At 39.1% G+C, this 23,316-nt stretch carries 19 protein-coding genes; 5 read left to right on the plus strand and 14 right to left on the minus strand.

Translation table 11 applies throughout. From position 1 onward, the window contains the following. Positions 1 to 173: 173 nt before the first annotated feature. Complete coding sequence (locus LOS73_RS10540; protein WP_007375307.1) at positions 174 to 1,244, plus strand: hypothetical protein; 1,071 nt, start codon at positions 174 to 176, stop codon at positions 1,242 to 1,244. Positions 1,245 to 1,299: 55 nt separating this feature from the next. Beyond that, positions 1,300 to 2,361 carry a hypothetical protein gene (locus LOS73_RS10545; RefSeq protein WP_033028311.1) on the plus strand — a complete coding sequence of 354 codons (1,062 nt, stop codon included), beginning with the start codon at positions 1,300 to 1,302 and terminating at the stop codon, positions 2,359 to 2,361. A gap of 67 nt (positions 2,362 to 2,428) precedes the next feature. On the opposite strand, the gene ttcA is transcribed toward LOS73_RS10545, so the two are convergent. The 11 genes from ttcA to ccoN all read right to left on the minus strand — a co-directional run bounded on the left by ttcA (position 2,429) and on the right by ccoN (position 12,513). Then, the gene (ttcA, locus tag LOS73_RS10550; RefSeq protein WP_033028310.1) at positions 2,429 to 3,343 is read right to left on the minus strand and encodes a tRNA 2-thiocytidine(32) synthetase TtcA; all 915 of its coding nucleotides are present in this window, start codon (positions 3,341 to 3,343) and stop codon (positions 2,429 to 2,431) included. A gap of 157 nt (positions 3,344 to 3,500) precedes the next feature. Further along, positions 3,501 to 4,433: a universal stress protein UspE gene (gene uspE, locus LOS73_RS10555; protein WP_007375304.1), complete on the minus strand. Its 933-nt coding sequence runs from the start codon at positions 4,431 to 4,433 to the stop codon at positions 3,501 to 3,503. Between the two features lie 103 nt (positions 4,434 to 4,536). Continuing rightward, positions 4,537 to 5,274: an FNR family transcription factor gene (locus tag LOS73_RS10560; protein WP_007375303.1), complete on the minus strand. Its 738-nt coding sequence runs from the start codon at positions 5,272 to 5,274 to the stop codon at positions 4,537 to 4,539. Positions 5,275 to 5,316: 42 nt separating this feature from the next. Then, positions 5,317 to 5,988, minus strand: coding sequence for a sulfite exporter TauE/SafE family protein (locus tag LOS73_RS10565; RefSeq protein ID WP_033028309.1), 672 nt, complete (start codon positions 5,986 to 5,988; stop codon positions 5,317 to 5,319). After that, the gene (gene ccoS / locus LOS73_RS10570) at positions 5,981 to 6,148 is read right to left on the minus strand and encodes a cbb3-type cytochrome oxidase assembly protein CcoS (RefSeq protein ID WP_002963071.1); all 168 of its coding nucleotides are present in this window, start codon (positions 6,146 to 6,148) and stop codon (positions 5,981 to 5,983) included. The genes LOS73_RS10565 and ccoS overlap by 8 nt, the downstream gene beginning before the upstream one ends. Next, the gene (locus tag LOS73_RS10575; RefSeq protein ID WP_457934944.1) at positions 6,145 to 8,520 is read right to left on the minus strand and encodes a heavy metal translocating P-type ATPase; all 2,376 of its coding nucleotides are present in this window, start codon (positions 8,518 to 8,520) and stop codon (positions 6,145 to 6,147) included. The genes ccoS and LOS73_RS10575 overlap by 4 nt, the downstream gene beginning before the upstream one ends. Positions 8,521 to 8,528: 8 nt before the next feature. Next, positions 8,529 to 9,020 (minus strand): FixH family protein, encoded by a 492-nt coding sequence (locus LOS73_RS10580; RefSeq protein WP_033028307.1) that lies wholly within the window; start codon positions 9,018 to 9,020, stop codon positions 8,529 to 8,531. A gap of 149 nt (positions 9,021 to 9,169) precedes the next feature. After that, positions 9,170 to 10,204, minus strand: coding sequence for a cytochrome-c oxidase, cbb3-type subunit III (ccoP, locus tag LOS73_RS10585; RefSeq protein ID WP_457934945.1), 1,035 nt, complete (start codon positions 10,202 to 10,204; stop codon positions 9,170 to 9,172). Beyond that, positions 10,201 to 10,386, minus strand: a complete 186-nt coding sequence (locus LOS73_RS10590) for a CcoQ/FixQ family Cbb3-type cytochrome c oxidase assembly chaperone (protein WP_024597380.1) — start codon at positions 10,384 to 10,386, stop codon at positions 10,201 to 10,203. Before LOS73_RS10590 ends, ccoP begins: the two co-directional genes overlap by 4 nt. A 6-nt stretch (positions 10,387 to 10,392) precedes the next feature. Beyond that, on the minus strand, positions 10,393 to 11,067 hold the full coding sequence (gene ccoO / locus LOS73_RS10595) for a cytochrome-c oxidase, cbb3-type subunit II (protein WP_033016430.1): 675 nt from the start codon (positions 11,065 to 11,067) through the stop codon (positions 10,393 to 10,395). 12 nt (positions 11,068 to 11,079) lie between these two features. After that, complete coding sequence (gene ccoN / locus LOS73_RS10600; protein WP_002961515.1) at positions 11,080 to 12,513, minus strand: cytochrome-c oxidase, cbb3-type subunit I; 1,434 nt, start codon at positions 12,511 to 12,513, stop codon at positions 11,080 to 11,082. Positions 12,514 to 12,855: 342 nt separating this feature from the next. Here ccoN and LOS73_RS10605 point away from each other — a divergent pair, with 342 nt between their 5' ends. The 3 genes from LOS73_RS10605 (at position 12,856) to LOS73_RS10615 (ending at position 18,580) form a co-directional block, all read left to right on the plus strand. Next, a complete protein-coding gene (locus LOS73_RS10605; protein ID WP_033028306.1) occupies positions 12,856 to 13,281 on the plus strand; it encodes a hypothetical protein in 426 nt (141 codons plus the stop codon). 1,154 nt (positions 13,282 to 14,435) lie between these two features. Continuing rightward, positions 14,436 to 17,123 carry a TonB-dependent receptor gene (locus LOS73_RS10610; protein ID WP_457934946.1) on the plus strand — a complete coding sequence of 896 codons (2,688 nt, stop codon included), beginning with the start codon at positions 14,436 to 14,438 and terminating at the stop codon, positions 17,121 to 17,123. Between the two features lie 104 nt (positions 17,124 to 17,227). Beyond that, the gene (locus LOS73_RS10615) at positions 17,228 to 18,580 is read left to right on the plus strand and encodes a hypothetical protein (protein ID WP_457933608.1); all 1,353 of its coding nucleotides are present in this window, start codon (positions 17,228 to 17,230) and stop codon (positions 18,578 to 18,580) included. A 119-nt stretch (positions 18,581 to 18,699) separates the two neighbouring features. Here the strand turns inward: LOS73_RS10615 and LOS73_RS10620 are convergent, their stop codons facing one another. The 3 genes from LOS73_RS10620 to mfd are packed head-to-tail and all read right to left on the minus strand — an operon-like array spanning position 18,700 to position 23,287. Continuing rightward, the gene (locus LOS73_RS10620) at positions 18,700 to 18,951 is read right to left on the minus strand and encodes a hypothetical protein (RefSeq protein ID WP_007375295.1); all 252 of its coding nucleotides are present in this window, start codon (positions 18,949 to 18,951) and stop codon (positions 18,700 to 18,702) included. A 26-nt stretch (positions 18,952 to 18,977) separates the two neighbouring features. Further along, positions 18,978 to 19,814 (minus strand): peptidoglycan binding protein CsiV, encoded by an 837-nt coding sequence (locus tag LOS73_RS10625; RefSeq protein ID WP_457933609.1) that lies wholly within the window; start codon positions 19,812 to 19,814, stop codon positions 18,978 to 18,980. Then, the gene (gene mfd, locus LOS73_RS10630) at positions 19,814 to 23,287 is read right to left on the minus strand and encodes a transcription-repair coupling factor (RefSeq protein WP_457933610.1); all 3,474 of its coding nucleotides are present in this window, start codon (positions 23,285 to 23,287) and stop codon (positions 19,814 to 19,816) included. The genes LOS73_RS10625 and mfd overlap by 1 nt, the downstream gene beginning before the upstream one ends. Between the last annotated feature and the right edge of the window lie 29 nt (positions 23,288 to 23,316).

Here is a 23,316-nt window from a genome sequence, read left to right on the forward strand (position 1 = left end):
TGCGATTACAACAGATCCACTACTGACGAGTGAATTAGCCTTGTTTTCACTGAAAATCGCTGGCTTAGAGAAAAACAAATTTGACTATCATTGTGGTTCAATATGTTAGTAAATCTATTAGTTAGAGTTGAGGTTAAATAGTAAATATAAAACACACCACATTAAGGAATTGTATGAACAACAACAAACGCACACACAAACTAATAAAACCAAGCCATTTACTTGGTGCGGGACTCGCTATGTTAATGAGTTTTTCCGCTGCGAGTAAAGATTACAAAATTATATTAATTCATGGCTTACAAGTGTCGCAAATAACAAATAAATCAGGCAGTGATGTTGTCAATGATGGTGAAACATATTGGCAATCGTACTGGAATAATCGCGCTGACGAACGCATTGATTGGCCTTCATACGAGCGTGTAGAGGGTAAAATAGCCACTGATTGGGTTTGGCCTAAGTTGAAACAAATTTCGCGTTCTAATTTGTGTAACGATGGCTGTGTGCTTGTAACTCATTCTACAGGTGACTTAGTTGCACGCCATATTATTGATAATCAAGAAAACTGGTTAGAAAACGCGGGGCTACAACCGCTTAATATTGTTGCTACGTTTGATTTGGCAGGGGCTGGCGGTGGAAGTGAGCTCGCTGATATTGCAGTGAGTGCATTAACCGGTGCTTCATGGAACTTTGCGATAGATGCTGCACTCAAATGGTGGTTAGGCAGCGATGTAACGCAAGCAATTGGTGTATTACACGATTTAAAAGTAAATAATGCACGTAAAATTTCACCATTTCCTGACGCACGCACACCACGCTTACGTTTTGTTGCTGATGGTAATGCATACTTAGGCCTAACGGGTGGTTTTTTAAGAGGTAACGATGACTCCGTTGTAGCATCACACTCATCATGTGGGGCAAGTTCTGTAGGATCGTTTGGAAGCTGTAGCCGCAGTATCGATACAGATGGACAGTTAGATTCACAAGGCGATGCAGTAACAAGCTTTATGCCAAACCATTATCCTATGATGATGAGTGATAGCTATAGCCACAATGAAATTCATAATGCACAACGCAAAGGTAATGTAACTATTGCGATGAATAATGTGAATGTTGATGGCCAAAACGTAGGTTTTAATACGTTTGATGAATCAACAGGTACTTGGTTTTGGAAAAAACAATACCGGTACATAAAGGATTCTAATAATTTAAGTGCATCGGCGCTTATTTATAATGTGATTCCATAATATAAAAGCGTGCAGTTACTAACTGCACGCTTTATGCAGGATATGAATATAGCCTATGAAAAAATTTTATCTGATCACTTTAATCATTAGCGTTGCTTTATTTGTGCTGTGGTTTACAAATAATAATGACTCAAAAAAACTGGATGAGACAGAAAAAAAACCAATATCAAAGTCTCTTAGCGCCCCAAATACAGATCCTGTAAAAGTAATAGCCATTGATGTACCTAAAGTAAAAAAAACACCATCTAAACAACAAATTGCTTTTAATGAAGATTTAACAAAAGCAGCTGAACAAATAGTTATGCAATACGAAAGTGCACTTAAATTTCCTCCTTATTCTCAACCGTTGAGCACATTAGATGAGGATCGTCTAAAGCCAAACCAGTTTTATCCGGTATCGAGCCCAATTGACGAAACTGGCTCTGCGCTTACGTTAAGCCTTGAGCAGTATCGTTTTGTATACCCAGAAGAAATAAGGTTAAATGTAAGCGCGCAGGGGCTCGGTAAAGTGGTGGTTGAGCTGGCAAATACAGACACAAAAGAGGTATTAAATACTCATACTGGCAGTGCACACGAAGGAGAGGCGAGTATAACGTTTAAAGCTAAAGAAGATTATCCTCGTAGTTTACAATTGTTTGTAGAGGCTGATGTGGCAGGTAAAAAAGTACCCGTAGTTGCGCAAATTCAATATATGCCACCAAGTGCAACCTTAATTGGCTTTAATACAGCTTATGCACAAAATGAAAATATGCTTATACCAGCAAATCTAACCGTCATAAAAAGCGGTTTATATCGGGTGAGAGCTAATTTATATAATGGTGATACACCACTAGCTCATTTAGTATCAAAGAAGAGGTTAACGCAGGGGAATCAAACACTTAATCTAAAAGCTCACTGGTCTGTATTACCACAAGGTATTACAGAAATGCGCTTAAGTGACTTTGTTGTTGAGAGAATGTCACCAAGCCCAGGTGAGCGAAACAGCTTTGGAAATAGTGAAATAAGTCAATTTGATATTAACGATTTTTCGTACGATAGCTTGCAGCAATTACCCTATCAGGCTAATGCACAAGAAAAGCTGAGCTTGGAGTTTTTACAAGGCTTAGCTGAAAGTTGAAAATAGAGCGTAATACTAAGTTGTTAAATTTTAAGGGTTTGTATATAAATACAAACCCTTAAATTAGTTAGCTTAGATTTATAGTAACAACACTTGGCGTTTCTTGTTCATCAAGTTCATTAGTAACAGGCACTTTAGGAATGTCGGGTTTATCAAGGGCGATATCACCACCATTAATTACTTCACCGGTTTGTAAATTTTTAAAATCAAATAGATCAGCATCGGCCAAATGCGAAGGAACTATATTTTGCATTGCAGTAAAAATGCTTTCTATACGTCCTGGGTGCTCAGCATCCCATTTAGCAAGCATCGCTTTTGTATGTTTACGTTGTAAGTTTTCTTGCGAGCCACATAAATTACAAGGAATAATAGGGTAACCTTGTGCAAATGCGTATTGGGCTATATCGGTTTCTCTGCAATATGCAAGCGGGCGAATAACCATGTGCTCACCGTTATCACTCATTAATTTAGCGGGCATACTCTTTAGTTTACCGCCGTAAAACATATTTAAAAACAAGGTTTCAATCATGTCGTCGCGATGATGGCCAAGCGCAATTTTTGTAGCACCTAGCTCTTTTGCTGTGCGGTATAAAATACCACGACGTAAACGAGAGCAAAGTGAACAGGTTGTTTTCCCTTCAGGAATAATATCAGTCACAATACTGTAAGTATCTTCTTCTACAATTTTGTATTCAACATTTAATTTATCAAGGTATTGGGGCAATACATGCTCAGGAAAATCTGGTTGTTTTTGATCAAGGTTTACAACAACTAGATCAAACTTTATTGGTGCAACACGTTTTAAATGCTGAAGCATTTCAAGCATTGTATAGCTGTCTTTGCCACCTGATAAACACACCATTATACGGTCACCTTCTTCAATCATATTGAAGTCCATAACGGCTTGACCAGTTTGGCGACGTAAACGCTTTTGCAGCTTATTTAAGTTAAATTGAGCTTTAGCTTGATCTGAGTGTGACAATTACGCCCCCTAGTAAAACAATGCAGCAAAGTTATTTGCTAAAAATAAAGGGGCGTATTATACCCAAACCACCTGAATATGCGAGTTTAGGATGTAATTAAACGCGGTATTTTTAGCAAGTAAGGTACGTGCTGTTATTTGCTAAAATATTTTTTGGTTAATCTAGCTTTTTTGCCAACGGGCTTACGTAACCATCGGGTTTAAGTGCCAATACATCGCAGTCAAGGCTATCAATTACATGCTCTGCAGTATTACCTACAAGTGCTGCACTTAAACCTGTACGACCTACAGTACCAATAACAACCAATTCACTATTTAATCGCTTAGCCACATCAGGAATTACATCCTCTGGTAAGCCTTCTTCAATAAAACATTGTTCTTGGCTTAAATTAAATTCAGCGGCAAGTTCATTGGTTGATTCGTGGTGATGTTTTTTAACTGATTCGTTATAAAGTCCAGGGTTAAACTCAGGGATTTCGATAGCGATATTAACGGGGGTTGCAGGGTAGGCATTAACTAAATTGAGTGTTGCATTGGCGAGTCCACATAAAAATTGTGCATCTTTGATAACTCGTTTATTAAGTGCTACATGTTCTTCGTTTTCACTAACTGCATTTACAGCAGCTAAAATATTTCCGTTTGCTGGCCATGCCATTTCTTTTACAAACAATACCGGAGCTGGGCATTTACGTACTAAGTGCCAATCTGTAGGGGTGAAAATAACGGATTTAAGTGCACCATGTTGATGTGTGCCTTTAATTACTAAATCGTACTTTTCATCAATTACGGCATCAATAATAGCTTCATAAGGGCGGTTATGCCATACAACTTGAGTTTCAATACTTATATCTTTGTAGGGAGAAACCAAATCACTTAGCCATAGTTCGCGGTCTTTAACAACAGCGTCGCGCATAGCTTCTCGTTCATCGCCAGAGAGCATTGTGGTCATTTCATAAGAGAAGTCATAAACCGTCATAAAGGCGGTAATACTTGCGCCAGATTTCTTAGCTAAATCTATTGAACGTGCTAAACCGTGTTGATCGTCTTTGGTAGGGTCAATAACTGCAATAATGCGTTTAATAGTGTCCATGTGCTACTCCATTTACTTAACGGGTGTATTTTTAGTGTAACGTAAATACAAAACAGTTAAAGGGGTAGCACATAAATTGTTGTTCTAAATCAAACTATTTTATTTAGCAAGATTTAACAATTGCTGCGGCTTTAGCTAATGCATTGTTATCTAAAATAGTAATAAATTTACCTTCTACTTTAATTAAGTCAGCTTTTTGAAAACGGCTTAATAAGCGGCTAATAGTTTCTACGGTAAGGCCTAAGTAGTTACCTATTTCACCACGAGTCATGGTAAATCTAAATTCTTTACGCGAAAAACCACGCTCACCAAAACGCTCTGACAGGTTATAAATAAAACTAGCTAAGCGTTCTTCTGCTGATTTTTTATTAAGTAATAACAGCATTTCTTGATCGTATGTAATCTCACTGCTCATTAAACGCATAATTTGTTGACGAAGTTTTGGTAATTTACCAGCAAGTTCATCAAGTGTATCAAATGGAATTTCGCATACCATTGACGTTTCGAGTGCTTGCGAAAAGCTCTGATGCGCCATTTTGCTTATCGCGTCAAAGCCCACCAAATCGCCCGCTAAATGAAATCCGGTTATTTGCTCATCGCCTTGTTCTGATAGTGTATAAGATTTAAATGAACCTGAACGTACTGCATAAATAGCTTGTAAAGGGGCACCTGATTCAAATAAGTAGTCGCCTTTATGGAGTGGTTTTTTTCGCTCAATAATTTCGTCAAGCTTATCCATTTCTTGGCCATTGAGTGAAAATGGCAAACACAATTGACTGATACTGCAGTTATTACAGCTAATAGCACAATTGCTTTTAGCGCGACTTTGAGAGAAATCCATATTTTAATCCGTTTTTAATTTTTATGCACGACGTTGTCTAGATTAGTGTACCAGCTTGTCGGTTGCAATAATCAATAAGTAGATACCATACCAAATTATAACACTGCCTAATACAATGCGAGTCCATGGATGGTTAATAATACTATTTAGCTTTTGTGCGGTGATACCTAGAGTGATCATTGCCGGAAAAGTACCTAAAGCAAAACAAAGCATCACTAAAGCGCCATCTAAAGCACTTGGACTAGTCATCGCCCATGTAAGCGCTGAGTATACAAGTCCACAAGGCAGCCAGCCCCACAATGCACCGTAACCTAGGGCTTTAAAAGGAGAGTTAATAGGCATTAAATATTTATTTAGCTTAACAATGTGTTGCCATACCAAGGTTTTACCTATTTTCTCTAACCACTGCAGCGTAGGGCCCAAGCGCATTATATATACGCCGACTAGGAGCATAAAAATAGCTGCAATGAATGAAAGGGCTAAAGAAAAAGACGTATTTTGCCTAGCAAATTGACTGCTAATACCAGCAACAAGCGCGCCTGCTGCCATGTAGCTAAGTGCGCGTCCAATATTATAAGCAAATGAATAGGTAAATGTTTTACGTTTATCGCTTGCCAGTTGTAATGAGCTTGCAATACCGCCGCACATAGCAATGCAATGGCCGCTACCTATTAGCCCCATTAAAAATGCACTGGTATAAAGAGGATCAATCATTACTTTTGTTGTGTTGCTCTTTGTCGTCTTCAAACAAAATACTATGACCTTGTTTGTTTAAATCAGAAAACTGCTCACTTTTTACGGCCCAAAAAAACACGCCAATAGCAATAATGACAAACAAAATGGCAATGGGGATCAAAATGTAAATTATGCTCATAACTTTAATAGCCTTAGTGAATTACTAATCACAATAATGGAGCTGGCAGACATGCCAATAACAGCCATCCACGGAGCAACTAAGCCTAATGCCGCCAATGGTAATATGGACGCATTATACAATAAAGACAGTGCAAGGTTTTGCTTAATAATACGTCTTGTTTGTTTTGCCACATTGAGTAAATGATCGATTGAAGCTAAATCGCTATTAAGAAGCACTACATCGGCGCTATTTTTTGATATGTCAGCACCTGTTTCCATTGCAATGGATAAGTGTGCACTGGCAAATACAGGACTGTCGTTTACGCCATCGCCGACCATTGCAACTACTTCGTTTTGTGACGCCCATTGTTCAACGGCTGTTTGTTTATCTTGTGGCGAACATCCAGATTGCACACTTTCAAGGTTGAGTTGTTTAGCTACTTTTTGCCCAGCATCTGATGCGTCACCAGTTAACATATGACACGTTAAATTTTGCGATTGAAGTGAGCCTATAAGCTTTTGAGCATCGTTTTTCACTTTATCAATAAAGTAAAAACGTGCAACAACTTGCTTATTAATATACAAGCTTGCTTGTGCATTTGATTTTTTGCTATCAAACCAACCACTTTTACCAATTGCGTAATGATTGTTTGCATCTTGTGCGCTAATTCCCAGACCTGGGTGTACTTCAACGTTATCAAGGTTGTGGTGAGCAGGGGTAATTTCATCAAAAGCACTGGCGATAGGGTGTTCAGAATAACGCTCTAACATAGCTGCCATATCTAGCACTTGCGCTTTTGTGTATTGCTTATCGATTATATCCACTTCATCAAGGCTAAATTTACCTTGGGTGAGCGTGCCTGTTTTATCAAACGCAAATAACGTAATTTGTGAGAGTGTTTCGAGCACATGCGCTTGTTTTATCAACACGCCTTTACGAGTAAGTGTTGCAACCGCGCATGTAAGTGCGGTTGGTATCGCTAAACTCAGGGCACATGGGCAGGTAGCAACTAAAACCGAAATGGTGATCCAAAATGCGTGTTCAGGGTCAATTTGGTACCAGCCAATAGCTGTAAGTGAAGCAAATATAAGTAAAGACGCAATAAACCATTGCGCAACTTTATCTGTAATTTCAACCAGTTTAGGGCGCTTGGTTAAAGCGTTATGTTGCAGGCGTATAATTTGGTTTAAAAGCGTATTTTGACCAATTTTATTAATTTTTATTTCAATAACGCCGTCGTGGTTAACGCAACCGGCGTAGACATTGTGACCAATAAATTTAGTGACAGGCTGGTGTTCTCCCGTCATCATTGATTCATCAACCGTAGTTTTACCTTTAATAAGTTCGCCGTCGGCCGGAATTGTTTCACCGGCTTTAATAAGCACTACATCATTAAGCTTTAGTTTTTTTGCTGCAATTATAAGTTCTTCGCCACTTTCGTTAATGGTGCGGGCTGTTAATGGCAATAATTTTTGTAAGTTGGCAGTAAATTCGCTCGCTTTTAAACGCGCTCTAAATTCAAGGTACTTACCTAATAAAAGTAAAAAGGTAAACATGCACACAGATTCAAAATACACTTCGCCGACTTGCATAAATGTGGCGTAACAACTTGCACCAAACGCACCAAAAATAGCCAGTGATACGGGTAAATCCATATTGAGCTGTCTTGCTTTTAGTCCATTTATAGCATTGGTTAAAAAGGGCAGTGCACTGTATAAAATAACCGGAGAGGCTAGTACTAAGCTGATCCATCTAAAATACTGCTCAAAATTGCTGTCCATGCCGGAGAACATGCCAAAGTACATGGCAAACGCAAACATCATAACTTGCATGGTCATTAAGCCTGCAACACCTAAGCGGCGAATATAGGCTTTTGCAGTTTGCTGTTTTTGTTGTGCTTCAATATCTGATTGAAACGGGTAGGCTTTATAACCAATTTTAGCTAAGGAAGTAATAACTTCACTTAATGGGGTGCTAGTTTTGTCCCATTGGATCATCGCGCGATTGGTAGATGTGTTTACATCAACACGTTTTACTGAGGTTAAATTTAAAAGTTGTTTTTCGATTAGCCATGCACATGCTGCGCAGGTTATACCTTCAACGCTCAACAATACTTCTGAGATATTATCGTTAGTGGCTATAAATTCGTCTTGAATGTCTTCGTTGTCGTAACTTTTTATAAATGCGAGTTGCTCAGGTACTAGCTGTTCGACTTTTCCAGCGCGAACGGTTCGGTATTTATAATAATCAGTCATGCCTTGATCAACAATATTTTGCGCAACTGCTTGGCAGCCAATGCAACACATCGGCTGGGCTTTATCGTCAATGATAACGTTTGCGCTAAATCCGTTTGGCACACTTTCAAGGCAATGAAAGCAAAAGTTAGACATAGTAATGACTACTTATAGTTAGGATTAACTAAAACGGTTTCAGCCGTCGGTAGAACAATGTTCTCTTTTAGTTTCCAACTACCATCAATTGGCTCAATAAATACAGAATATGCACCCGATGTGTACTCATTAAGTAATGCAGTAAACTCTTGATTGGCATTAGGCGTAAGTGTTGCCTCAAAGTCATGCGCTTTAATAGTACGGTGGTAAAACGAAAGTTTTAAAACATGTACGTTGCTGCTATCGCCTTTTGTAAATTTAAAGCTTACACGTTCATTAGTAACATTTAATTCGCCGTGTAAATAAAGTGCTTTTGCTTTTTCAAACTTGGTTAATTCTAAGTTTATTGCTTTCCCTTTTTTGTAGTAGTCGTCAACAACCATATCTGGGCCGTTACCTATCGCCGTAATAAACAAGCTAATACAGCCAATAATGGCAACTAACGGAAAAAAGATTAAAAACCAAGGCCAAAAATTTTTATACCACGGAGTAGGTTGCATAGTGTCTCTAAAATTAGTTTAGGAAGCGTTATTTTATAGGAATTATACGTAAAAGACTAAAAAAAAGCCTCACGGTGGAGGCTTTTTTGATCTGGATTAATCTATTGAATTAAATAAATTAATTTATAAACATTTTATTAACCGCGTGCTTATTTATCTTGCGATAAACTGTAAACGTAGGCTGTTAATAAGTGAATCTTATCTTCACCTAAAATGTCTTTCCAAGCAGGCATTACACCAGCACGGCCGTGGTTAAGCGTTTCTTCAACAGCGCGTTGAGAGCCACCGTATAACCAAATGTTATCAGTCAGGTTAGGTGCGCCAAATGGTAGGTTATGTGCAACCGACCCTTTACCATCAGCACCGTGACATGCGGCGCACATTGCAAACTTAGCGGCGCCTGCTGCTGCATCTTTTTGGTTAACAGTACGGCCAGAAAGGCTCAGCACATGTGCTGTCATTTCTTTAACGCCTTGCTCGCCAAGAGCTGGGCCCCAAGCAGGCATCGCTGCAATACGACCATTAAGCAGAGTTTCTCTAATTTTGTCTGGTGTACCGCCATATAACCAATCTTTATCAGTTAGGTTAGGGAAGCCAGTTCCACCACGCGCATCAGAGCCGTGACATTGCGCACAGTTTTGTGAGAATAAACGCTGACCAATTTCGATGGCTAATTGGCCATCTGTTTGCTCATGTTTGTCGCCATTTTTTAGAGCAACTTGCTGCGCTGCGTCACCTTCAAACTTAGAATCAACTAAATCTAAAACCGGCACTTGTGCAAGTCGGTTAAAAATAGGACCAAAGCGTTCTTCTGCGGCTTCGTACTCTTTATCGAGTTTAACAAAACGACCTTCAGCTTTGGCCTCTGCAACTGCTTTTTTAGACTCAGCTAAAGACGTAATACCTTGATTAGAACTAGTCCATTTACCTAAACCTTCCCAGTTACCTAAACCTGGGTAAGCTGCAAGGTAATATACTGACCAAATAAAAGTTGCGAAAAACATGTAAGTCCACCATTTTGGTAGTGGATTATTTAGCTCTTCAATGCCGTCAAATTCATGTCCACAGCTTTCACCTTCTTTTACGCCAGCATAGTTTTTTAAGTTCCAAACTAATAAGCCAAAGATGATGCATAAGCATGCAAGGGTTAATACAATAACCCAAATACTCCAAAAGCTAGTCATTTTTCAGACTCCTTTTCCTCGTTAGAGAGTGTGTTGTTATGTTTTTTTTCATCTTCGAAAATGGCATTAGCAGCGCTATCAAAACGATTTTTGCTACGCTTGCTGTATGCCCATACAACAATCACAATAAACAATACTAAAATTACCAGAGTCAAAATGCCTCTGTATGTTCCGTAATCCATAATAATTTACTTCAAGTGGGTACCAAGTTGCTGTAAATACGCGATTAGAGCTTGCATCTCTGTTGCGCCTTCGCCGTTATTCATAGCGTTAACTTTTTCAACATCAGCTTTAAGTTCTTCGTCGCTGCCATAACCTAGGCCCGGGTGTTTAGGGTTTTCTGGGTTAATAGCAAAAGTATCACGGAAAATTTGTAGTTTTTTCAGAGTCAGGCTTGTATCTACCTTATCCTCTGCTAACCAAGGAAAACCTGGCATATTCGACTCAGGAACCACGGCACGTGGGTCAACTAAGTGAGCATAATGCCAATCGTCCGAGTAACGTTTACCAACGCGAGCAAGGTCAGGACCAGTACGTTTAGAACCCCATTGGAAAGGGTGATCCCATACTGATTCGCCTGCAACAGAGTAGTGACCGTAACGCTCAACTTCATCACGAAAAGGGCGGATCATTTGTGAGTGACAGTTATAACAACCTTCACGTACATATATATCACGGCCTTCCATTTCTAAAGCGTTAAGAGGGCGTAGGCCTTCTACTGGTTTAGTTGTGTCGTCTTGGAACATTAGCGGAGTAATTTCAACTAATGCACCAAAGCTGATAGCAAAAACAGTCAGAATAGCCATAAGGCCAACGTTTTTTTCTACTATCTCATGTTTATTTTGTGAATTTTTATTGCTCATCATCTCACTCCGTTATGCTAATTGTGCTTGCGCGTCTAACTTCAGAGATTCTTTCTCAGCTGAAATTGTACGGAAAACGTTATAAGCCATAACTAACATGCCTGTTACGATGAATACACCGCCTACAAAACGCATGATGTAGAAAGGATGCGACGCTTCTAAAGACTGCACAAAGCTGTACATTAATGTACCGTCAGCATTCACTGCACGCCACATTAGACCTTGCATTACACCAGAGATCCACATTGCAACAATGTATAAAACAACACCTACAGTGTGTAACCAGAAGTGGGTATTAACCAATTTAACGCTATACATACGACCTTGCGCAAATAACGCAGGAATTAAGTGGTAAATAGCACCAATTGAAATCATAGCAACCCAACCTAGCGCACCTGAGTGTACGTGGCCGATTGTCCAATCTGTGTAGTGAGATAACGCATTTACAGATTTAATTGCCATCATAGGACCTTCAAACGTAGACATACCGTAGAAAGACAATGAAACAACTAAGAAGCGTAATACTGGGTCAGTGCGTAGTTTATGCCACGCGCCTGATAGGGTCATAATACCGTTAATCATACCACCCCAAGACGGCACGAATAGGATAATAGACATAACCATACCTAAACTTTGCGTCCAATCAGGAAGCGCAGTGTAGTGAAGGTGGTGAGGACCTGCCCAGATATATAATGAAATTAGTGCCCAAAAGTGAACTACCGATAAGCGGTATGAGTAAACTGGGCGACCTGCTTGTTTTGGTACAAAGTAATACATCATACCTAAGAAACCAGCAGTTAATAGGAAACCTACAGCGTTATGACCGTACCACCACTGGACCATCGCATCTACCGCACCTGCATAGATTGAGTATGATTTAGTTAACGACACAGGCACAGCCATGCTGTTTACAATATGAAGCACTGCAACAGTAATTATAAAGCCAGCATAGAACCAGTTAGCAACATAAATGTGCGACACTTTACGCTTGATTAAAGTACCAAAGAATACAATGGCGTAAACAATCCAAACCACAGCGATTAAAATATCGATTGGCCACTCAAGTTCTGCATATTCTTTTGAGCTAGTAATACCTAAAGGAAGCGTTATTACTGCTAATACTATAACCAGCTGCCAGCCCCAAAATGAAAAGGCGGCGAGTTTGTCTGAGAAAAGACGCGTTTGACAAGTACGTTGTACGACGTAATAAGACGTCGCAAAAAGTGCACTAGTACCAAATGCGAAAATTACTGCGTTCGTGTGTAACGGACGTAGTCGAGAGTATGTTAACCATGGTGTATCAAAGTTAAGTGCTGGCCAAGCTAATTGGGCAGCAATCAGAACCCCAATACTCATGCCAACGATGCCCCAAATCACTGTCATAATAGCGAATTGGCGTACAACTTTATAGTTATACTCAGTTTGTGATGCTACTGTTTGGCTCATTTTCTGGCTTCCGCTGCAATAAATGCGTTTAGAAATGAATTACCCACTTTTAAAAAGTGGGGCCTACTATTACTTCACAAGCATGTTACCTAAAACGTTCAAAGCATGAATGCTTCAGAAAACAAACTCGAGAAACCCTTAATTTTTGCGGGTGAAATGATAAATTTTTTGACCTAAAAAAGATAGGTCAATTACGTAATATTATGACATCAATCAAACTTTGTGAGCTTGTTGTTTATTTTTTGATACAGTTTGTGCCATATTTCGACTAATAGTAACACTCCCACTTGTTATTTATAGACCCGATTATTAGTATTCGCTTTTATTTACAGCGAGATTGTTATGCTTATATATAGATTACCCATATTTTTTGTAGCGTTTTTTTTATTAATAGCATGTGATTTTTCTGAAAAAAATGAAGCCCAGCTTCTAAAAACAACGCAATGTGATGCCAATTTACCATGTACTTTCCCAAGTGGTGTTAAAGTATGGTTAAGTAATTCTACACTTTCCCCCGAAACTCCATTTACAATTTTTAGTGAGCTACCAAACGGATTGCACATTACAGACGCAAAATTAAAAGGCGTTACTATGTATATGGGGTACATACCTCAACAGTTCATAAAAAAGGGTGAACTTTGGCAAAGCAACACTATGGTCGGTATTTGCTCTGAAAAGAATATGCTTTGGCGCTTGGAGCTCACAATACTTAATCAAACATCTTCGGTAGAACAAGTAATTAACTATAATTTTTATGTAACGTACTAACATATAAAGTTACGATATTTAAATTAATTAGATCACCCAGAAGCGGTTTATCTTTCGAGATTGAATTTTCAGCAGAATGCACCGTTTTTAGGCAGCGTACGCCTGTGCAGTATTTTAATTTCAACCAAGCGGTGATAACGCAGTATAAATGCCAAACATGTGCCGCCCTATGAATTAGACCTTGGGGCGATTTCCCTTTGTAGCTCGCTTTTTTAGCCTGCATGGTTACAAATCTCGCGCCGTGATCAAATTCCATTACGTAGAACAAACTTAATTCTGCAAGGTCAACAGTCCTTAAAGCTTTTACATAAATTAGCACGTATTAAGTTTTTATTGATTGGGTAGGAACTTATTAAAGTGATGACGCAATTTATGACCTAACCTCGTTGATAGCCATTCCTAGTTTATATCCACAGTCCTACACTAAAGAATAAGTAATCCGATTTCAGGTTAAGCAAAGCCCAGTTCTGATCACTTGTAACTACTAGGCCAGCAAAAAACATTTTAAAGAGATATTTTGAACAGCGAGTATTTAGTGTTTAATAATTATTGTCAGCTATCTATAAAGTAACGGTACGAAACAGGCTTTTACTTAAGCTAAAAAGTAAATGTATGCTTTTTAAAATAAATATCTAAAAGTAAGCCATGGCTAAAATTATATTTACTTTTGATGTGATTTTAAAAAGTTCAATTTTTAATGTTTCCTGAATAAAAAATTTCTCCTTAAACGCCTCCTAAGCAGCTAAATAAGACTAATTAATCGCTCATTCTGCATAAATATGGTTAGTAATTAACATTTAGTTTTGCGGTTTTAATAATGCGCTGTGATTAACTTGTTAATTAATCAAATATCGGGATATTTTTCTACTAATTACATTTGATTACAAAGTGAATCACTTTGATTTCAGGTGTTTTTTGAATGTATCATAGATCATATAAACAACTGATTTTTATGTGTATTTATTAATTAACAATGAAACAATCTGTAACGTGTGTACCTTTACTGGTTATTCTATTTTTACGGAAATTAAAATCTGACCGCTCGTTAAGTTTTCGTTCAGTTAAAAGCGCCTAAGTTGCCGACCTGACTCACTATTCTTATAACAAGTGAGCATTACCAATCACGGTAAATTTCCAACAAGTAGGGTTCTTTCATGAAAAAATCAACTCTTGGTTTAGCTGTAATCGCAGCAATCCCGATGTTCTCAAGTGTGCAAGTTTTAGCGGCTGACGAAGCAGCAAAATCAATCGAAAAGATTCAAATTACGGGTTCTCGCATTAAGCGTTCTGACATGGAAACCGCTAGCCCAGTAACGCTAATTGGCGCAGATGAAATCAGAGCTTCTGGCGCAACATCTGTAGACAGTGTGCTTCAACAAATGACAGCCACTGGCGGTGCAATGACTAATCCTGGCGTGAACAATGGTTCAGGCGGTAATGCATCTATTGATCTTCGTGGCTTAGGTTCACAGCGTACTTTAGTGCTTGTAAATGGTCGTCGTATGATCAACTCAGGTACTGGCGCTTCATCAACTGTTGATTTGAACACTATTCCGGTATCAATGATCAAACAAATTGAAGTGCTTAAAGACGGTGCTTCAGCTGTATACGGCACAGATGCGGTTGCAGGTGTAGTAAATATCATTCTTAAAAATGATTTTGAAGGGTTAGATTTAAACGTTAATTCAGCAATGACATCTAAACATGATGCATCTGAAACGTCGATTGACTTTACTGTAGGTACTTCATTCGATAAAGGTAATATCGTTTTTGGTGCGCAGTACACTAATCGTGGAGAAGCAAGCCAAGCTGATCGTGGTTTTTCAAATTGCCCATTATTTGAAGGCGACAACGGTCTTTACTGTGGTGGTTCTTCGTTCAGCGAAGGCGGACACATTTACAACGTAAACACTGCTGGCATAGTAAACAGTGATGGCGAAATAGAACAACAAGGCGTTGCAAATGATAGCGGCTTAAGCGGACTTGGTGGTAGCTTACATCGCTTTACCGATGCAGCTGATGCATATAACTATGCAGCAAAGAGCTACTTATACACACCTATGGAACGTTTAAACATTACAGGTGTTGGTAAATATGAAATAAGTGATGATACTAGGCTTTTCAGTGAATTTACTTATACCAAGCGTTGGTCTGAGCAACAATTAGCACCGCAACCTATTAATTTTGGTTTTACTTATGCTGATAGCATGGGTGATAGTTTATTAAGCCAAACTTATGATAAACGTCAAGTTGCTAATAATGCATTTGTAAAAGATGCAGATGATAATTACGTAACTACAGCAACTAACTACGCTTACAATGACAAGATTAGCTACCGTCGTCGTATGGCTGAAAGTGGTACGCGTGATTTATCTCAAACGGTTGATACCGTTCGTATCGTGCTAGGCGCTGAAGGTGAAATTAGCGATTACTCTTGGGATTTTTCTGCAAACTTTGGTCGTAACGACTCTGTAGATAAAATGAGTAACTTACACAATGTTTCTGCAATTAATTCTGCAATTGTAGCCGGTACATTTAATCCGTTAGATGAAGCAGCTTGGGCTCAGTCAAATGTACAAGAGTATATTTACACAGAACAAAACTCAGGTGGCAGCCAGTTATTTATTCTAGCGGCATCGCTTTCAGGTGAACTATTTGAAATGCCTGCTGGCTATGCAGCATTCGCAGCCGGTGTTGAACACCGTCAAGAAAAAGCTTGGTACACACCTGATTCAATTGCAGCACAAGGTTTAGGTAATGACCCTCGTGTAGATCCAACAAGCGGTGGCTTTGATGTAAATGAAGCGTTTGTTGAATTTGCAATTCCTTTATTAGCTGATGCATCTTTTGCTGATTCTATCGAACTAAGTGCAGCGATTCGTGCGTTTGATTACAGCACATTCGGTTCAGATGAAACTTGGAAACTAGGCTTAACTTGGCGTGTAAATGATGAACTAATGCTACGTGGTGTTCGTTCCACAGCATTCCGTGCACCAACTGTAGATGAGCTTTATTCAGGTAAAGAGCCATCTTATGAACAAGTAAGCTACCCTGGTGCTGATAGCCAAGCAGAAGTAACTGTTGGTGGTAACCAAAACCTAACACCTGAAGAAGCTGATACACTTACATTTGGTGTTGTATATGAGCCAGAATGGTTTGAAGGTTTTTCAATGACAGTAGATTACTACGACATTGAAATCGAAAATGCTATTTCTACTTACAACAACCAATTTGTAGTTGACCAATGTATTGGTAATGCAAATAGTAGCTCTAATGATGTATGTACTAGTACTTCAGCCGTATTCCAAGCTGATGGCCGTATTGTTTTCAATAACCAACTACGTAACATTGGTTCAGAGAAAACGTCTGGTATCGATTTAAACCTTAACTACTCATTTGATGCGTTAGGTTTAGCGTGGAAAGCAGGCCTAGATACAACTTACTTAGATGAGTATGTTGTTGATACTGGTGCTATCGTAGATTATTCAGGATTAATTACGAGTGGTTCAGGTGGTTACGCAGACATTAAGTCAAACTTTAGCTTAAAAGTTAAAGGCGATAACTGGGATGCTACTTATGAAGCTCGTTACATAGCGGGTATGGATAGCTTTGCATGTGTTAGCGATGATAGCTGTTATGCACCAACTACACCATCAGTTGTATACCACGACATTAGCGCATCTTACATGATCAATGATGTATTGACCGTTTCTGCTGGTGTTAATAACATGTTTGACAAAGAGCCACCGTATTACTCAGGTAACAATGACTCAAACACTGACCCATTTACATACGATGTACTAGGTCGCCGTTTATTTGCTGGTGTTAATATTAAACTTTAATTAGCAATATAAATTCATTAAGGCTCAGTATTTACTGGGCCTTTTTTATTGAACAAAACGAAGGAGGCAAGTACACTTAAAGAGTAAATTAGAAGGAGAGCTGATTGTTAAAACAAGACGAAAACTTATCTTTTGTCATTGAACCAGAACTGAACCCCCGTTCTGAGCAGCGTATTGATCTGTACTTTTCGATTCCGAACGAAATGGGGATTAATCCGCAAACCCTCACTGAAGAATCCTACTTTAATAACCATTTTAAATCGCACTTAGCGTATAACGCTAATAATATTCATTTGCCCTTGGTGCGAAGTCGTTTCGTTAGTAAAAACAAAGGCGAACAGCAAGATTACCGGCAAAATCTTAATTTATTCTCTTACCAAGTACGTTTAGCACTCGACGCCGATATAAAAGATGCGTTAAAAATTAGCGAGGCTGATGATTTTTATAAACGCGCCAATGAAGTGTACGAACAAAGTGAAGGACTTTTAAAAAAGCTGCGTCGATATACGCCTGATGATGAAAAGTTACTGCCATTTTTTACCAATGCCGATAATTACTTGAGTTGGCATGTTGAGCAATCTTTTTTAAAGCTTTTAGATGAAGGTCCACGTAGCAGCGATTATGCAAAAGAACGTAATGAGTTACTGCAATTTTGTAAAAATGAAAATACGTACCGCGCTGATAAAAATTATAATTCTGAAACCACCATGCAAGATGCTAATCGAATAACGAATAAGATGCGCTTGCTACAACGCTTAATTGAGCATGGCGTTATATTACAGCGGCAAACGCGATTTTTGAATAGCTATCTAAAACGTTTGGTTAAAGGCACAGTGACGGCCGTTATAATGGCTTTTGTGATGGTGGTAATATTAAACGCGCGCTCAAGTTTTACAGAAGTAACTGCAACCCTTATTTTGATTTTAGGGCTGATCTATGGCTTACGAGAAATATTTAAAGAAGACATAACACGTGTAATCTGGCGGGCTATTGTGCAGGGTAGACCTAAATGGCGATTTAGTTTTAAAAATAGCATTACTAAAGATAAAATAGCGAGTCAGTTTATTTGGCTCGAATACACACGTTTTAAAAAAATCCCTAAAGAAGTTAAATCTATCTTTTCAAAACGTCGTCAGCAAAATAAACAAGCGGCTCAGTGGTTGCATTTTGCAAGTGAAACGCGTGTAAGCGCAAAAGAATTTTTACCAGGTTACGATACGCTACAGCAAACATTACATTTTAACCTTGCACCGTTTGCACGTTACTTAAAGCGGGGAGAGGGCAAGTTATATCATTTAGACAGTAATAAAATTTCTAAGCAGGCAGTAGAAAGGCGCTATCAATTAAACATGGTGCTGGTGTTAACTGAAGAGGATAAAAAGCTTTACCAACGTTATAAAATCACCCTTAATCGCAGTAAAATAGTTAATATAGAACTTATTTATTCTACAAAATAATACGCCTTTTATTAAAAACATGATCATTCTAGCGAATTAAATAACTCACTAATTCAATGCAATTAGTATAAAAAAGGAGGGCAGATTTAAATCTGCCCTCCTTTTTTATAAGTATACGTCTATTTAGTTAAACCGTGCTTACTGTATAAAGTTACTTTATCTGATACTAATGTGATTTCTATATTTTTAGTCTCATCACCCCAAACGCAATTAGTATGAAGTGTTTTTTCTACACAGTTATCCGCACTACCTAATAGTGTTTCTACTTCAGTTTTATCCATTCCGATTTCTATTTTTTCGTAATTCTCTAAGCTTACTTTTGAACAAGCTGCAAGGCTAAGTGTAGCCACAATAATGAGGAGTTTTTTCATTGTTATTTCCTATTTGGTAAATACGATTAATGATTAAATTTTCTTATTTGTACAATCATTCCCATACGAGGATGATCAAAGTAATGAATCTCGCTGCTTATCACACGTCTAAACTGTGAAAAGCGGGCTGATTCTATGTCGCCATTTTCTAGCTTTTGACTGATATCAAAATCGGCTGTTATGTAGAGATAATGACGTAGATGGATTTTAAATAAGCCCTCTAATTCCCAATTAACGTTTAGTTTATCTGGATCGTTAAATAGCTTAGGTTGGGAGTTTAGTAAGCTGATAAAATCGGGGTTTGAGTAGCTAGGAATGGTGTTTATGTTATTTCTTATATGTTTACCTGCAATTAAGCGCACGCTTGGTGCACGGGACTTACTCGCTTCTTCAAAGCGCCAACCAGTATGCAGAATAGGTGTTAATCCTTTTCGTACAAGCTCTGTGTATTGAGTTTTAAACTGTAATTGTTCAGGTGATAAGAGATAGGTTTGTTCCATAGTTTCTTGCGTTTCAGCAATTGGCGTTACCGGGAGTTCATCGTAGCTTTGTATATAGTCAATACTATCGTCACACACATTCGACTGTGGATTTAGATTAACTAAAGAGTCGGTAAATGAGCGTTTTTGAAAACGCTCATCGCCATCTATGCAGGCCTGCATTGCTTGCTCTTTATAAAGAGGCGTTAGTAAGTCTAGGGTGTTCTTATCTTCAATAGCTTTGTGTTTAAGGCTAAAGTCTTCTTGTAAGTAAGGGGAGGGGAGTTGTTTAAAAACGAGTACTTCAACCTCAAACCAACGCTCTGCAAATGCAGTGCTGCTAAATAAGCAGCATAAAACAACAAGCGATTTTTTTAGCAACATTAATGGCTAACCTTTTTTTCGAAATCTGCAATCATTGCAGTGACCATTTTTAAGCGTTCGCGGGCATTTGCCTCACTAATTGCAAAGCGCAGTTTATTTGCGCCATCCATTTTGTACACCTTAGGCGCACTTTGTATCAAGCCAATGATGAAGCTAGGGTTAACCTTAGTATCTTGGCTAAACTCAAAGTAACCGCCTTTAGGGTTCGCTTCAATTTTTGTAATGCCTAAATTACTGGCTTGCATTTTAAGTTGCTGCAGGCTAAATAAGTTTTTAGCAGCATCAGGCAGCAAACCAAAACGGTCTATCAACTCGACCTGTAGTTCATCCATATCATCAAGGTTAGCACAACTAGCAACGCGCTTGTACATACCTAAGCGTGCATTTACATCGTGTATGTAGTCATCAGGTAATAATGCAGCCAGTTTTAAATCTACTTCGGTTTGTTTTTGAAGTAAGTTTTCAAGCGTTGGCTCTTTACCTTCGCGCAGCGCATTTACTGCTTGTTCGAGCATTTCCATATACAAACTAAAGCCGATGGTTTGCATTTGACCTGATTGATCATCGCCAAGTAACTCACCAGCGCCTCGAATTTCTAAATCGTGTGTAGCGAGGGCAAAACCTGCACCTAAATCTTCTAACGATTCGATTGCTTGTAAGCGTTTGCTCGCATCTTTAGAAAGCGATTTAGGGTCACCTGTTAGAAGGTAGGCATACGCTTGATGGTGGCTTCGACCAACTCGCCCACGTAATTGGTGCAATTGCGCAAGGCCGAGTTTATCTGCTCTATCCATAATAATGGTATTGGCCGTAGGCACATCAATACCGGTTTCGATAATTGTGGTACATACTAGCACGTTGTATTTTTGATGATAAAAGTCAGTCATTATTTGCTCAAGCTCTTGCTCGCGCATTTGGCCATGAGCTGTGGTCACACTTGCTTCAGGTACCCATTCACTAATTTCTTGTGCAACACGCTCAATAGTTTCTACGTTGTTATGTAAAAAGTAAACTTGGCCACCGCGTTTAATTTCTCGCAGTACTGCTTCGCGTATTAGTTCTACATCGCGTTGACGCACAAAGGTTTTTACTGCTAAACGTTTAGCAGGCGGCGTTGCGATTATTGATAAATCGCGCATGCCGCTCATGGCCATGTTAAGTGTACGAGGTATTGGCGTTGCAGTCAGTGTGAGTATGTCTACATCAGCGCGCAGTGCTTTAATTTTCTCTTTTTGGCGAACACCAAAGCGATGCTCTTCATCAACAATAAGTAAGCCTAAATCGTTAAATTTAATGTCTTGTTGAATAAGTTTATGTGTGCCAATAACTATGTCGAGCTTACCGTTGGCCATTTTTTCAAGTGTGTCTTTTTGCTCTTTAGTGGAGTTAAAGCGCGAAAGTACACCTACTTCAATAGGAAAATCAGCAAAGCGGTCTTTAAAGTTTTCATAATGCTGCTGAGCCAGCAGGGTAGTTGGTACTAAAATGGCCACTTGTTTATCATCGTTAACCGCTACAAAAGCAGCGCGCATGGCCACTTCTGTTTTACCAAAGCCTACATCACCACACACTAAGCGGTCCATGGCTTGCTTTGATTGCATATCACCTAATACGGCTTCTATGGCGTTGCGCTGATCGTCTGTTTCTTCAAACGGGAAGCTATCGCTAAATTGGCGATATGCAGGGGCGTCTAGGGTAAATTTATTACCAGGTTTTGCTTGGCGCTGTGCATAAATGTCGAGTAATTCTGCTGCTACATCACGAACTTTTTCAGCCGCACGTTTTTTTGCTTTTTCCCATGCATCTGAGCCAAGCTTATGTAGCGGGGCGCTAGCTTCTTCACCGCCAGAGTAACGACTAAGCATATGCAATGCAGATACTGGCACGTAAAGTTTAGCTTCACTTGCGTAAGTAATTGTTACAAATTCAGTAACTACACCTGCAGCATCAATTGTTTGCAAACCCTGATAACGGCCAACACCATGATCGAGATGCACAACAGGTTGGCCTTCCTTAAGCTCAGCTAAATTACGGATTAGCGCATCTTGGCTGGCTTCGTACTTGTGCTTGCGGCGTCTGCGCTGAGATACTTTTATACCAAGCAGTTCTTGCTCGGTAATAATAGAAAGGCTTGGTTTAGTACCAAGTACTACACTTTGCTCAAGCGGACTTACTATTAAGCCTACGTCACTCGCGCTTTTTGTAAATTGTTCGAGTGTTTCAAATTCTTTAAATTTTAAACCGCTTGGTTTTAAAATGCTCAGCAATGATTCACGACGACCATCTGATTCAACACTGAGTAATATACGGCCTTTTTTCTTTTTTTGTTCTGCTACATAATTTATAAACGCGCCATAAGGTTCATGCTGTTTATGGTCGATTCGAATAGTAGGCAGCTCGCTAACGCTTAAGTTTTTATTGCCTGCTTTAGTACCAAGCTTTGCAAGGGATAATCTAATACGTGCAAAATTGCCTAAATTAGAAAACAGCTCTTCAATAGGCTGATAAAGTGCATTGGGTTCAAGTAATGGACGAAGTGGGTCAACTCTGCGGTTTTCATAGCGTACATTTACATCGTGCCAAAAGTTATCTGCCGCATGCTCTAAATCACCCAGCTGCATAACGGTTGTTGTATCTGGCAGGTAGTCAAAAATAGTCGCTAGCTTTTCAAAAAACAACGGCATGTAGTATTCAATACCTGCAGGCCAGTTACCTTTGCTTACTTGCATGTATACTGAATCTTGCTGCGAGCTTGCGCCAAATTTTTCACGGTAGCTTATTCTAAAACGTTCAATATCAGCGTCGTTAGTAGGAAATTCATGCGCTGGGAGTAGCTCAATTTTATCTACTTTTTCATCAGAGCGCTGTGTTTCTACATCAAATAAGCGAATGGTATCGAGTTCGTCATCAAAAAAGTCGAGTCTAAATGGGTGTGGGCTACCCATTGGGTATAAGTCAACGATTGAGCCGCGTATAGCGTATTCGCCGTGCTCCATTACTTGTTGAACATTTAAATAACCGGCTTGCTCTAAATTGTCACGAAAGTTATGAGTGTCTAGTTTGTCGCCTACTTTAAAGTTTATTGTTGAACCGTAAATAAATGAGGCCGGGGCTGTGCGCAACATTAGAGTAGATACAGGCACAATTAACACACTTTGTTGTTCTTTTTTTAAGGTATTTAAAGTGGCTAAACGGGCTGAAATAATATCTTGATGGGGAGAAAAGTGATCGTATGGCAGAGTTTCCCAATCAGGAAATACCATGACTGGGTTATCGGGTAATAAATATTCTAATTCTGTTTCAAGGCGTAGTGCGCTTGGTGTATCAGGCGTAACAATCAAGACTAAGTTGTCTTGTTGTTTAACGCCTTCAGCAATGGCAATACTTAAACCACTTCCGCTTAGCTGGCCCCATTGAATTTTATCTTTTTGAGATTTTACCCAAGGCAAGGCTGCCCATTGCTCAAACGCCATTTATTACTCCATTTATAGTTGGCTCTTAG

Source organism: Pseudoalteromonas sp. SCSIO 43210 (assembly GCF_054133285.1).

What these genes read in the sequence shown, in the direction of transcription:
- LOS73_RS10540 (WP_007375307.1), top strand. Translation starts at nt 174, where the DNA reads ATGAACAACAACAAACGCACACACAAACTAATAAAACCAAGCCATTTA.
- LOS73_RS10545 (WP_033028311.1), top strand. Translation starts at nt 1,300, where the DNA reads ATGAAAAAATTTTATCTGATCACTTTAATCATTAGCGTTGCTTTATTT.
- uspE (WP_007375304.1), bottom strand. Translation starts at nt 4,433, where the DNA reads ATGGACACTATTAAACGCATTATTGCAGTTATTGACCCTACCAAAGAC.
- LOS73_RS10560 (WP_007375303.1), bottom strand. Translation starts at nt 5,274, where the DNA reads ATGGATTTCTCTCAAAGTCGCGCTAAAAGCAATTGTGCTATTAGCTGT.
- LOS73_RS10565 (WP_033028309.1), bottom strand. Translation starts at nt 5,988, where the DNA reads ATGATTGATCCTCTTTATACCAGTGCATTTTTAATGGGGCTAATAGGT.
- ccoS (WP_002963071.1), bottom strand. Translation starts at nt 6,148, where the DNA reads ATGAGCATAATTTACATTTTGATCCCCATTGCCATTTTGTTTGTCATT.
- LOS73_RS10575 (WP_457934944.1), bottom strand. Translation starts at nt 8,520, where the DNA reads ATGTCTAACTTTTGCTTTCATTGCCTTGAAAGTGTGCCAAACGGATTT.
- LOS73_RS10580 (WP_033028307.1), bottom strand. Translation starts at nt 9,020, where the DNA reads ATGCAACCTACTCCGTGGTATAAAAATTTTTGGCCTTGGTTTTTAATC.
- ccoP (WP_457934945.1), bottom strand. Translation starts at nt 10,204, where the DNA reads ATGACTAGCTTTTGGAGTATTTGGGTTATTGTATTAACCCTTGCATGC.
- LOS73_RS10590 (WP_024597380.1), bottom strand. Translation starts at nt 10,386, where the DNA reads ATGGATTACGGAACATACAGAGGCATTTTGACTCTGGTAATTTTAGTA.
- ccoO (WP_033016430.1), bottom strand. Translation starts at nt 11,067, where the DNA reads ATGAGCAATAAAAATTCACAAAATAAACATGAGATAGTAGAAAAAAAC.
- ccoN (WP_002961515.1), bottom strand. Translation starts at nt 12,513, where the DNA reads ATGAGCCAAACAGTAGCATCACAAACTGAGTATAACTATAAAGTTGTA.
- LOS73_RS10605 (WP_033028306.1), top strand. Translation starts at nt 12,856, where the DNA reads ATGCTTATATATAGATTACCCATATTTTTTGTAGCGTTTTTTTTATTA.
- LOS73_RS10610 (WP_457934946.1), top strand. Translation starts at nt 14,436, where the DNA reads ATGAAAAAATCAACTCTTGGTTTAGCTGTAATCGCAGCAATCCCGATG.
- LOS73_RS10620 (WP_007375295.1), bottom strand. Translation starts at nt 18,951, where the DNA reads ATGAAAAAACTCCTCATTATTGTGGCTACACTTAGCCTTGCAGCTTGT.
- LOS73_RS10625 (WP_457933609.1), bottom strand. Translation starts at nt 19,814, where the DNA reads ATGTTGCTAAAAAAATCGCTTGTTGTTTTATGCTGCTTATTTAGCAGC.
- mfd (WP_457933610.1), bottom strand. Translation starts at nt 23,287, where the DNA reads ATGGCGTTTGAGCAATGGGCAGCCTTGCCTTGGGTAAAATCTCAAAAA.